The organism is Fervidibacillus halotolerans, assembly GCF_026547205.1.
Taxonomy (GTDB): Bacteria; Bacillota; Bacilli; order Bacillales; family Caldibacillaceae; genus Fervidibacillus; species Fervidibacillus halotolerans.
In genome coordinates this window covers 282,402-294,815 of record NZ_CP106877.1, presented here as the reverse complement: position 1 = coordinate 294,815, position 12,414 = coordinate 282,402, and the positions used below count along the sequence as shown (strand labels likewise).

9 protein-coding genes are annotated in these 12,414 nt (G+C 34.1%); 3 read left to right on the top strand and 6 right to left on the bottom strand.

The features are described from left to right. Positions 1-57: 57 nt before the first annotated feature. Entirely contained in the window at positions 58-1,185 is a 1,128-nt protein-coding gene (locus tag OE105_RS01305; RefSeq protein WP_275420942.1) for a polysaccharide deacetylase family protein, read from the bottom strand. Positions 1,186-1,822: 637 nt separating this feature from the next. Between OE105_RS01305 and OE105_RS01300 the strand changes: the two genes are divergently transcribed. Then, positions 1,823-2,395 (top strand): histidine phosphatase family protein, encoded by a 573-nt coding sequence (locus OE105_RS01300; RefSeq protein ID WP_275420941.1) that lies wholly within the window; start codon positions 1,823-1,825, stop codon positions 2,393-2,395. Positions 2,396-2,699: 304 nt separating this feature from the next. Here the strand turns inward: OE105_RS01300 and OE105_RS01295 are convergent, their stop codons facing one another. After that, positions 2,700-3,347, bottom strand: a complete 648-nt coding sequence (locus OE105_RS01295; protein ID WP_275420940.1) for a hypothetical protein — start codon at positions 3,345-3,347, stop codon at positions 2,700-2,702. Positions 3,348-3,834: 487 nt separating this feature from the next. Between OE105_RS01295 and ahpC the strand changes: the two genes are divergently transcribed. Further along, positions 3,835-4,398 (top strand): alkyl hydroperoxide reductase subunit C, encoded by a 564-nt coding sequence (gene ahpC, locus OE105_RS01290; protein ID WP_275420939.1) that lies wholly within the window; start codon positions 3,835-3,837, stop codon positions 4,396-4,398. A 14-nt stretch (positions 4,399-4,412) separates the two neighbouring features. Beyond that, positions 4,413-5,945 (top strand): alkyl hydroperoxide reductase subunit F, encoded by a 1,533-nt coding sequence (ahpF, locus tag OE105_RS01285; protein WP_275420938.1) that lies wholly within the window; start codon positions 4,413-4,415, stop codon positions 5,943-5,945. 367 nt (positions 5,946-6,312) lie between these two features. Here ahpF and OE105_RS01280 read toward each other — a convergent pair whose 3' ends face one another. From OE105_RS01280 to OE105_RS01265, 4 genes are all read right to left on the bottom strand, one after another. After that, entirely contained in the window at positions 6,313-7,089 is a 777-nt protein-coding gene (locus OE105_RS01280) for a helix-turn-helix domain-containing protein (RefSeq protein WP_275420937.1), read from the bottom strand. Between the two features lie 155 nt (positions 7,090-7,244). Continuing rightward, entirely contained in the window at positions 7,245-8,306 is a 1,062-nt protein-coding gene (locus OE105_RS01275) for a GIY-YIG domain-containing protein (RefSeq protein WP_275420936.1), read from the bottom strand. 656 nt (positions 8,307-8,962) lie between these two features. Beyond that, complete coding sequence (locus OE105_RS01270) at positions 8,963-11,509, bottom strand: ABC transporter permease subunit (RefSeq protein WP_275420935.1); 2,547 nt, start codon at positions 11,507-11,509, stop codon at positions 8,963-8,965. After that, positions 11,499-12,401 carry an ABC transporter ATP-binding protein gene (locus OE105_RS01265; protein WP_275420934.1) on the bottom strand — a complete coding sequence of 301 codons (903 nt, stop codon included), beginning with the start codon at positions 12,399-12,401 and terminating at the stop codon, positions 11,499-11,501. The genes OE105_RS01270 and OE105_RS01265 overlap by 11 nt, the downstream gene beginning before the upstream one ends. Between the last annotated feature and the right edge of the window lie 13 nt (positions 12,402-12,414).

Sequence of the window (12,414 nt, the reverse complement as noted above, 5' to 3'; positions counted from 1 at the left end):
TTTAAAACTAATCCTGCATCGTCCTCAGTGGAACTTATCTTTCACAGCTCCCTTTTTCTATATAAAATGTGGAGCATAGGAATGTTGATCAAGGATGTCGAAAACAAATCCTTGTTTTGTTAATTCGTCGATAATTTTCGGAAGGGCTTCTACTGTCGTCGTCTTTGAATCCATATCATGCATCAATATAACGATTTTGTTCTTATTTTTTGCTCCTTCTAGTACGGATTGGATGATGACTTCTTTATCTTGAGTACGTACTACTGCATCCCTAGCCGATACATTCCAATCAAAGTATTGATAACCACTTTCAACAACCTTTGAAACAATTTCTTTCATGATTCCCTTTCCCCCGTACTTATGGCTGATCGTGTTATTGGAACCCCCGGGAAAACGGATAATGGACGGACGAACCCCTGTGATCTTTTCCAGAAAATCGTTTAATTTATGAACATCTTTGCAAAATGCATCGACAGAGGAATACACCTTTGCATAATTATGGGAAAATGTATGATTGCCAATAGCATGGCCGTCATCGACAATTTGTTTATATAAGTCTTTTTTCAAGGGATGTCCATTGACAAAAAAAGTGGCTTTAATTTTCTTTTGCCTTAAAATGTCCAAAATTTTCCCAGTTTGATTCGAGGGACCATCATCAAAAGTTAGATAGGCTATTTTTTCCTCATTTTTGTTACTGGCATTAGACTGTTTTGTGGATTCGCTTTGCACCTTAGCGGGTTCTGTCTTTTTTTGTTCCCCATCGGTTTTCGTTTCTTTCTGCACATCATCCGCTTCCGCTATGTTTTGACCCCCATCATTTTTTCCTTCATAATGTACTTCATCCGCTTCCGTTTTCTTCTGTTCCACTTCGTACTTTGTTTCTTTCTCCTTTTCATCCACTACCGTTTTTTCCTGTACATCAACGGTTTCCATTTCTTGAGATGAAAATGGATCCTTTTCATTTTCAAATTCCGTTCGTTCATCATTCAATCCTTCAGCCTCTAATTTTTGATCGGTCTTGTCTTTATCTAATTCAACCAAATGATTTTGAATTTTTCGATTCTCGGTCTTATGTGTTTCGATCGTTCCATTTGGGACTTCATTGGAAAATTTTAAATGCCAAATGAAGGTCAAACCCACTATTAAGAACATGAAAATCAATATTGGAAAAAAACGATTTTTCATGAGCATCCATCTTTCTATTTGTCTTTTAATCAATCGGTCTAATCTTTTAAAACGACCAAATTAATTTTATTTAATTGTAACGTTTCGTATTATGCTATTTTCATAATCTTTCCCATAGGATGATCGCTGTAGACTACAATGTTCTTAAACGATTGAAGTCTACACATGGATCTGATGTAAAAAAGGATTTTGTACAATATGTCGTTTTTGTTTTAATAATGGGTAAATTGAGGATTTTTCTACAAAAACTTTGTTTTATCGTTTCGAAAAGAAAAATAATTTGGGAACATAGTGAAAAATAAGCCAGTAAATGAAGGTTTTAAGTTTAGCGGAAATATACACTTTTTATCATGCTATTATTGGAATAAAAAAGGAAAATGATTTGGGAGAAAATGGGGTAAAGCCCGTAATCATTCTCAAACCATAGGAGCAAAAAATAATTCATTTGTTTTTAAAAAAGATGAGGTTGATCTGAAATCCCTTCTTTAATATCGACTTTAAATAAACGCTTATCATCATTTTAATCCTTCTCGTTTAATTTAGCAATGATTTGATATGGAAAATTTTTCTAAAATATTTCCTCCATGTGTTAAAATATGAAAATAAATCTGAAGTATGAATTGGAGTGATATTTTAGATGGTTACGAATCTTTATTTTGTTCGACATGCCCATTCAACTTATTCCCCCGATGAATATAATCGTCCTTTATCCGAACGCGGAAAAATAGATGCTCTAAAAGTTACGAATTTGTTAAAACATAAAAATATCCACATCCTTATCTCAAGTCCGTATAAAAGGGCCATTCAAACCATTGAGGGGTTAACCGATTGGATTGGAGACGAAATCATCATTGAAGAAGATTTTAGAGAAAGACGGTTATCAAGAAATCCAGTCGATGACTTCGAATTTGCCATTACAAAAGTGTGGGAAGACGATGCTTTTTCTTGGGAAGGGGGAGAATCGAACATGGTTGCCCAACAACGAGGCATCAGGGCAGTCGAAAAAATATTGGAACGATACGAAGGGAAAAATATCGTCATCGGAACACACGGGAATATCATGGTATTAATTATGAAATACTTTGACCAAAGATTTGATTTTACCTTTTGGAACCAGTTAGATATGCCGGATATTTACAAGTTAAGTTTCGACAAACACAAATTAATTGAAGTAAAACGAATATGGAACAGGGATTCATTTTACAAATGAAGGAGAAAAGGCATATCATTTGATAATATTAAAAACGAACATAAGGAGTCATGTAGAAGGGATGGCTGAAAATTGCCGTACGCTTCCATTTAAAAAATCAAATTCAACAAATGTTGATTTCTTTGCGTCTTCTCATTTCACAAAAAAATGGATAGTTACCCGTCCCTTTAACAAATTGCTTAACATATTGCCATTTTGAAAAATATATTCCCCAAAACGAATGTTTTATATCGTCTTTTCTCTTTAAGAAATATGACTGTATTTGCAAACATGGAATGCTATTTGAATGAATCACTGAATTCGTCTAGCTTTTCCAGTACACATTATTCGGCAGTCTCCGTAAATACCCTTTACCTTTTTCCAAAATTTTTCCCGTGTGAATGTCTCGAACAATCACATATTCTTGATAATCTGGATTCTCTTCCCATTCTGATAAATATAAACGATCCCCATCTCGAAATAGTACAGTTTCTGTTTCTCCAATGGCAATTTTCTTTTTTTCCGGCCAAACAATTTCGTAAAAACCATCATTTCCACTTCTTCCAAGGTGAAGTGGCGTTGTTTCCAGCTTTAAATTATAGCAATCTTTCACTTCGGATAAAGAGAGTTCAGTAATTACTTCTAATTTCCGATCGTCTGGACTATATTTTGTAATTTGAATGAGATGTTTATCAAAATGAACCACTAAAAAATGAAATTCTCCATCATTCCATATCGGTTTATCTACATAGACGTTTTCCCGGAGTTGAAACGGAGAATGTACGTCTCCATCCGGATAATGGATAAGATGATAATTCATTCCTTTAAAAGAGCCATTTTTTTGGAAAATCTCCTGTGCATCATATAAGTCATAACATTCACCCCCGTCATAAGCTGTATACCACTCATATGTTCCTTCTATTTCATCGGGGTATCCACCGGAAATCCCCTCGATTTTCGTAATTTTTATCATTCATGTCTCCCCTTTTTAACATTTTGTGAAATCGATAGGAAATTTGCTTTCTTTTTTATCTTATCAAATTATTTGATCTTTGAAAGGTGTATAATTAAATTGTATTCTCATTTAAAAAATTTTTCTGGACAGGCCTGTTTAATAGGGAATAATATTCCACAAAATAAAAAAGGAGATGAACATTTCTATAGTTTAACGAATGAACCAATCCTTTTCATTTTGTCCTTTAATATTACAAATGGATCAACTTTCGCCAGACCTTTGTACTTCAGCTTTTTTCAATTATGCTTTTTCGATTTTCAACGATTTTACCGTTCAATCAAATATATAATTGATGTTTAACGTAATCAAACGTGAAAAAACAAATATTTTTCCATTTTTTATTTGACAATCAAAATAATTATTATATAATAATTATTGTAAAAGAATGTTTTTGTGTTCACAAAATACATTTTTAAATTACATAACAACATAGGAGGTATGACACATGTCATTAGTTGGAAAAGAAGTACAACCCTTTAAGCTACAAGCTTACAAAAATGGTGAATTTATTGAAGTTACGGAAGAAGATTTCAAAGGGCATTGGAGCATTTTATGTTTCTACCCTGCAGATTTCACTTTCGTTTGCCCGACAGAATTAGAAGATCTACAAGAACATTATGCAACGTTTAAAGAACTCGGTGCTGAAGTATTCGCTTGCTCTGCCGATACACATTTTACCCATAAAGCTTGGCATGACCATTCCGAAGCAATTAGTAAAATCGAATATGCAATGATTGGTGATCCTTCCCATAAATTAATCGAAATGTTTGATGTTTTAAGAGAAGAAGAAGGACTTGCTGATCGTGGTACATTTATCATTGATCCAGACGGTGTTATTCAAGCCGTTGAAATAAATGCGGATGGAATCGGTCGAGATGCAAGTACGTTAGTTGATAAAATTAAAGCGGCTCAATACGTACGCAATCACCCAGGTGAAGTTTGCCCAGCGAAATGGAAAGAAACTGGTGAAACATTGAAACCAAGTCTTGACCTTGTCGGAAAAATTTAAGGAGTGCTTAACTAATGATTCTCGATGCAGATATTAAGGCACAATTAAAACAATATCTTCCTTTAATGGAAAACGATATTGTTATAAAAGTAAGTGCGGGTTCTGACCAAGTATCAAAGGATATGCTAGATCTTGTTAACGAGCTAGCATCCTTATCAACGAAAATAAAAATTGAGCGTGCAACGTTAAAAAGAACGCCCAGTTTTAGTGTAAATCGGGTAGGTGAGGATACCGGCATCGTTTTTGCCGGTATTCCTTTAGGCCATGAATTTACATCCCTCGTCCTAGCCCTTTTACAAGTAAGCGGTCGGCCGCCTAAGATTAAACAAGAACTTATTGACCAAGTGAAAAGTTTAACTGGGGAATATCATTTTGAAACATATGTTAGCTTAACTTGCCATAACTGCCCGGAAGTTGTTCAAGCGCTCAATATTATGAGCGTCCTTAATCCGAATGTAACCCATACAATGATCGATGGAGCTGCTTATAAACAAGAAGCTGAAAGTAAAAATATTTTTGCTGTCCCGACGATTTTCTTAAATGGTGAAGAATTCGGCAGTGGTCGAATGTCCCTTGAGGAAATTTTAGCAAAGCTAGGGAAAACGAGTGATCCTGCACAATTTGATAAAAAGGATCCATTTGATGTTCTCGTTGTCGGTGGTGGTCCAGCAGGTGCTAGTGCTGCCATCTATGCAGCACGGAAAGGAATCCGTACCGGTATGATCGCTGAACGGTTTGGTGGTCAGGTAAATGATACGAAGGGAATTGAAAATTTAATCAGTGTCAAATATACAGAAGGTCCTCAACTGGCAGCTAATTTGGAAGAACATGTAAAACAGTATAATGTGGATATTATGACTGGGCAACGGGCAAAACGACTAGAGAAAAAAGACGACTTTGTTCATATTGAATTGGAAAATGGTGCGGTCGTAAAAAGTAAGACGGTGATTTTGGCAACTGGTGCCCGTTGGCGTGAACTTGGTGTACCTGGTGAAAAGGAATTGAAAACGAAAGGGGTCGCCTATTGCCCCCATTGTGACGGACCCCTTTTTGAAGGGAAACATGTGGCGGTCATTGGTGGAGGAAATTCTGGGATTGAAGCAGCCATTGACCTTGCAGGTGTCGTAAAACATGTGACTGTAATGGAATTTTTGCCAGAGTTAAAGGCCGATCAAATTCTGCAAAAACGTTTAAACAGTTTAGACAACGTCACCGTCATTACTAATGCACAAACGAAAGAAATCACCGGTACTGGTAAAGTCGATGGACTAACCTATATTGACCGGGAAAGTGGAGAAGAACGTCACATACAACTAGACGGTGTATTTGTTCAAATCGGTCTTGTCCCGAACACCGATTGGTTGGAAGGTGCTGTCGAACGAAATCAAAGGGGCGAAATTATCGTCGACAAACATGGTGCAACGAATATACCTGGTGTTTTTGCTGCCGGTGATTGTACCGACAGTGCATATAAACAAATCATTATTTCCATGGGCTCCGGTGCCACTGCCGCATTAGGTGCGTTCGATTATTTAATTCGAAATTAATTCGCCAAACACTTCGTGGAGAATCGATTTATTTTCTAATGTCACTATCCCTAGGCATTAGCACATGTTTGTAAACTTAAAACCCTTGATTACTCCTGTTCAAGTAATCAAGGGTTTTATTAAAGATCTAACTATTAAGGGGATTTTTCCTTATAGACGGCCTTTCCGTTTGATTAACCAATACTTATAAAGCATGTTTTCAATCAATTTTGACCTACTGAGACATTTCCAAACCCTTTCATCCACGATTCATATCGACATCCATTTTTCATTGATTCGGATTATGAACCAAAGATCAATGGGTTTTGCTAAATGTCCAAACCATTTTTTATTGAATACACTTCATTTACATGTTAATTTTTCGTTTTTAAAGAAAGATCTTTATGAGGTCTTTTGCCCACGAAAGGTAAGAAGGTACATTTTTATCCAGTAATTGTTTGATAAGGGTAATATCTTGTTCAGTAAGATCTCCAAGTTTTTCATATACACTCCCCACCGCTTTCGTATCTCCTAAGGCGATGAGTGCATGGGCGTGATCTCCCATTGCAAAATATTTTCCGATTGCCAACGCTCCAACGGAAAATGAACCGATTGATAAGGCACCAACGGATACAATTCCTATGCTAATGGACCCTAAGGCAATCAATCCGCCTGAAATTACTCCTACCGATAAAAGTCCCATCGCAATCAAACTTAATGTGAAAACTCCAAGGGATAAAAACCCAAGGGAAAAAATACCAAGGGAAAAAAATCCAATCGATACAATTCCTTTTGCAGACAAACCGATGGCAATGATTCCTTTTGCAGTCCGACCGTATCCGATATTTACGTGCCATAGTGGTAATCCGAACATTTTCCTTTGGCTTTTTCTTTCAAATTGGAATGTTTTTCTCCCGAATCGTTTGAACTTAAGTGGGATTTCTTTTTCACTTAATCCCAGTACTTCTTCATCATCTTTTAAAAGATAGTCCATCGAACATTGATACAGTTCCCCAAGTTTGAGTAATTTTTCTGTCTCTGGATAAGTTAGATCACTTTCCCATTTGCTGACTGCTTGCCGAGATACACCGAGAATTTGTGCCAGCTGTTCTTGTGTAAAATGATGTTCTTTACGCAATTTTGCTAATTTTTCACCTAATGACATTATTTATCCTCCATTTCATATAATACCCTTATCCGAATCGTACCTATTTATCGTAAAAATATCCACCATTTTCCAGTTTCAATATGTAAACTACAGGTTGCAATGCACATTTCATGCGGTTTTACGCACGATTTTCTCCCGTACCCTTTTTGTAATTAATAGTGATTTCCAAATCTTGTAAGCCACTTAACCCGTTCCAATTCTTTTTCAGACAAGGGCTTTCCTTGTAAACCTTGTTTATTCCATAGGCCACTTTTTACAATTGCCGGAATTGGACTATTCAAACCGAACCAATTTTTGCTTGGGCCAAATGTTGGGTGCTTATTCAGTGATGCTATGATTCCTTCTTCTAACCTTAATCGATCGCTTTTTTCATCAACTGGAAAACAAACAAAAGTGATGTTGTCCCTTAAAAATCGGCTAATTTTTTCTTCAAGCTCTGTTGTAAACTTTTCTCTAGTGAAGCTAGCGTATTTACTTTCACTTGCAAATTTTTGACTATCCCTTTCTTGCTGCTGCAAAGATCGGTTTAAATCCATTTTTAAAAATACACGACCGATATTTTTACGGAAAATACTACCTCGGGAACGCTCCCTTACAAAATGATTCCGCAACCTTTTTAATAGACGATTTGGGCCTCGGTGAGTACCAATACGAACAATTCGATCCATACCATGAAATTCTTCACCTTTTTCAAACATAATGTATATTCCATTTTGATAAGGAATCTGTTTGATCATCGTCCAATCCAGTCTCGGGAGCTCATTAAAAATCATATGAAGAACAATCGCTTGATCTGATTCCCATTCAAGTTTTATCAATTTTTCTAGTTCTTCCTCCCATTGTTCTTTCCGTTTTCCTTTTAATGGAATCCAAAATTTCGACAAATGTGGTATTAGATTTTCATAATATCGTTCATCGAATAAAAGAATGAATTCATCGCGTTTAAAATCACAGTATTCACGTAATTGGACTAGCTCCTTGTTCCACCAGACGACTTGATCACAATCATTTTTTATATGGATTGAATGATTTTCCATTTCACCCATGCAGTCTTCCTGTACACAACTATATTTAGGGGTAAAAACAAATATTTGATCTGCTACAAGCTTTGCATATGTATAGGCGAGTTGAAACGACCGGATTTCTGAATAACCGTCTACCACTGGATTTGAATCAATTTTTCTACTAGTACATGGAATCAATGCAATTTTCATATTTTCACCCTTCCGAGCATCACGTTATATTCAGTTCCTTCTAACTTATTTTTTCAATCATCTTCAATTCATCTGTAGCTTTGATTATTCTTGCCGTTCCATTCTACTTTCTTCTCTTAATATTTTATGGTCGTGATTGTTCTAAAATCAATTTCACATTACAAGAGTAACAAAAAGGAACGGGAAAAATTTTTATATTAGTATATTTGATTTTTCCATTCCGTCAGTAGACAACAACATATTTCATGAATCTACAAGCACCTGGATCCATTTTCTATCCTCCAATATTTCATCAATTTATACTCTTTGTTCCACCAGTTATTTCAGAAGTACTTGCACTGATATCTTCTCCGTTAGCGACATTGTACACATTTATGGCATTATAAAAATGTAGGTTTTGGCACTCCTTTTATGTAGGTTCTCCTTGAAGGGAGACAAAAAAATAGCCACTTGTATTTTGAATTCTTTTGAATATCTTGTACGTTTCATGATGTCAGCTCCTTTGATATGAATAGTTATAAAATATATATAACTAGAGCTGTCCAAGTTAATTTGGGGGCTTAAGAGATAGAAAACAAAAAAATATCCTAGATTTATCATTATTAAAATCTAGGATATTTAAATTTAATAGGATATTTTATATTATTTTTTTTGATTTATATTCGTGTTTGTTTTTTGAAAATGAAAACGCCGATTAAATATAAAATAAGTGTACTAAATAGTAGTACTATAACACCTGAACTCAACCCGATAGCATTGTTATTGAGTACAGTAGCAATTTCACCATTGATGATTTTTCCGCTGTTTAAATATGTGAACGGTAGAAGATGAGTAAAATGTGAAAATTTGTCCATTGTACTTACGAAGTATCCAGCTATTGAAATTACTGTAGTTAATACAATCAGATGGACATAATTTTTAACGAAGTTCGACAAGAATAGAGCTAATGCAATTAAGAAGATAAGCCCTGTAATTATGAGTAGTACGTTCTCTACTAAATAATCCCCCATATTTATAAAGTGAAAACCACCTTCAGATGTTACTGTACCTGAATATGACGCTGATTTCACATCTACCTCTGCATCATAATGGAGAATTGGAAATTCCCAATCACCAAAACGATTTCCGATAGTTCCGATGATTGTCATAAAGAATATGATCCCTAAGAAAAAAGAAATGGATAGAACAATTGAAACAATGTATTTCGCCGTATAAATTCTTCCTTTTGATACTGGCTGGGTATATAGAAAATGAAGCGGACGTTTTTTCCCTTTTTCTTTTGAAAATCCAGTACCAAACAAGAAAAGTAGTAGAAAAATTGGAACAAAATAGGCAAACGTACTAATAAACGTATAAACATAAAACAAACCCGTGTTGTCAATCTTTCTAGATTCATTTATTCTTTCTAGTCTCTTTACTGGATTGGTTTCATAAGCATAATCATAAATAGTATACAATGTATCGGATGGTAGAACCGGTTCCAAACCTTTTCTTTTAAGTATTTCCTTTTCTTCAATACTAGCCGCATATGTAAAAAAGCTTAATTGACTTACATAGGTCCTATCTTGAAGTATAATCTCGCCCTTCCAAAGTTTATTTTGGTAAATCCAATAATCATAATATGTTCGCCAATATTCTTCTTCATAAGCTTGTAGCATGTCCTTCATTTGTTGAAGTAGTGTTTTTTCAATTTCAAGTTGTTCCTCGTAAAACACAGACCTATCTTTGGCCGTTTGAAGTTCGAGTTTTTCATCTTCCGTTAATGTTTTCTTACTTTCTAAAATACGGATAGTTTCTGCGTATTCTTCTAATTTGTTTTCATAGGTTGAAATTAATTCGTCTTCTTTAAATTCAATATTAGTTTTTGTACTACTGATCATTTCTTTTTTTCTTTCTGCAACTTCAAGTGAAATAAATATATATGCAACTATAATAAAAATTGTAATCACAAAAATCATAGGTTTTATGTAACCTTGTCTTATATGCTTTCGAAATTCAAATAAAAAGATGGCTTTAAATCCTTTCGCTGAACGAATGGTGTTGCCTTTCCGGAAAGGTCTTTTACTTACTGATTGCTTATTTAGAAGTGCCGTTCTCTTTTGTAAAAATAGACACACGAAAAATATTAGAACACTATACAGAAATAAGATCCAGACATTTTTTAATTGGCTTAGTTCTTTCGGACGTTCAATCCATTCCCGTAAATTATAGTAGTAGAACGGATTAAGATGGTTTTGTAAAACATCGAAATGATTTGTAATGAATACTCCGGATAGAATCAATAAAACTGAAGTAAACAAAACTCCTATTCTATTACTTAAAATCACCGATACAAGTATCACTATAGCAAACGAAAAGCTAACTACACATAAAAATAAAATGCACCATTGAAACAAGTATTCCCCAGTTGATATATATGTAAATCCAAGTTCATGTAGATTTCCATATTCAATTAATTGAGGGTATTGAAAACTACCAACTTGACCATTAACTAATAATGTACACAAGAAAGAAATGATAAATATAAAAAACACGGCAATAACGGATGTAATTAACATGGTTATATATTTACTTAATATAACTTTCCACTTTTTGATCGGCTGTGTGTATATGGTTCGAATGGTTTGCCCTTCTAAATCTTCAACGAACAAATCACCAATTATGAAAATAAAAAATACAATACCGAGTAAACTCATGAAGGTTGTTGAAATTAACTTAATAAAATTTGGCGTAGATAGAGAGTATTGATCATCCTCATATGGAAGATTATTATGGACAAGAATTTTATTTTTTTCTATTGCTTTCTCTAATTCCAATCCTTGTAGTGTTTTAAATTCACCACCAAGTATTTGGTAGTTCTGAATGGACTCTAAAAATTGTAACTCAAATAAAGGAACGGATTCCCAATCTTCATATTTAATGGCATTCGTCAAATCCTGTAACTTTGTTTGCATTTCGATTAAATGATCATTTATAGCTTGAAATGTAGTATTTTCAGGATTATCAAATAACTTTTTTGTGTATTCAGATGATATCTCATGTACTTCTTTTGCAAGAGGTGATAATTGTTGCAATTTACGCTCTTTTATTTCTTCTTGCATAAGAAAGTTTCTAAAAAACAGACCCGAAACAAAAATAAGAGTGAATAAAAAAAGAAGAAATATTTTTCTACTACGCCAACTTTTTTTTAGTTCAAATTTCAAAAGATTCATCCTCTTCATCCTTTTTACCAAAAATTTGTTGATATCTTTCTTCCGAACCTGTTATCTTTTTTTCTATGTCTTTAATTGAAATACCCTGATTTAATAGGACTGAAATCACTGTTTGAAGTGATTTTTCATCTATCCAAATCTTCAAACGATCATTTTCAAGTATTACAGGAATTTGTTGTTCTTTTAAAATCTTGATTGCATGTTGTTGATTAGAAACAGATAAATAATATGTAACTTGCTCAAACTCAGCTAAATCCTCTTCAATGATTTGACCGCTTTTTATGAAAATAATATTTGATGTTATACGATCGATTTCTCCTAAATTATGTGATGAAATTAAAATCGTTGTTCCTTCTTTATGGAGTTGTATGATTAACTCACGTACTCTAATAGCGCTAGTTGGATCTAATCCATTTAATGGTTCATCTAAGATTAATAACTTTGGTTTGTTTAAAATTGCCATAGCTAAAAGTAAATGTTGTTTCATTCCTAAAGAATAGTTTTTAACCTTTTTATGTAAGTACCCATCATTTCCTACTAGTTGTGATGTTTTAAGAATTTGTTCCTTAGATAAATTTTGTACATCTGCTATAAACTGTAAATGATCATATCCTGTTAAATATTCATATAAAACAGAGTTATCCTGCATAAAAGAAGTTTCGTAAAAAATATTAGGGTCTGTATTTGGTCGCCCTAATATTTGTATATTCCCACTATCTGGTTTCAATAGGTTGGTAATGATATTTAGTAACGAAGTTTTTCCAGAACCATTAGGACCAACAAGAGCGACTATCTTGGGATATGGAATATTAAAAGAGATATTATTTAAAACTAGTTCTTTACCATAAGATTTTGTGATGTTTTCCACTTGTAAAATTGTCAAAATTATCTCCCCC

What these genes read in the sequence shown, in the direction of transcription:
- OE105_RS01305 (WP_275420942.1), bottom strand. Translation starts at nt 1,185, where the DNA reads ATGAAAAATCGTTTTTTTCCAATATTGATTTTCATGTTCTTAATAGTG.
- OE105_RS01300 (WP_275420941.1), top strand. Translation starts at nt 1,823, where the DNA reads ATGGTTACGAATCTTTATTTTGTTCGACATGCCCATTCAACTTATTCC.
- OE105_RS01295 (WP_275420940.1), bottom strand. Translation starts at nt 3,347, where the DNA reads ATGATAAAAATTACGAAAATCGAGGGGATTTCCGGTGGATACCCCGAT.
- ahpC (WP_275420939.1), top strand. Translation starts at nt 3,835, where the DNA reads ATGTCATTAGTTGGAAAAGAAGTACAACCCTTTAAGCTACAAGCTTAC.
- ahpF (WP_275420938.1), top strand. Translation starts at nt 4,413, where the DNA reads ATGATTCTCGATGCAGATATTAAGGCACAATTAAAACAATATCTTCCT.
- OE105_RS01280 (WP_275420937.1), bottom strand. Translation starts at nt 7,089, where the DNA reads ATGTCATTAGGTGAAAAATTAGCAAAATTGCGTAAAGAACATCATTTT.
- OE105_RS01275 (WP_275420936.1), bottom strand. Translation starts at nt 8,306, where the DNA reads ATGAAAATTGCATTGATTCCATGTACTAGTAGAAAAATTGATTCAAAT.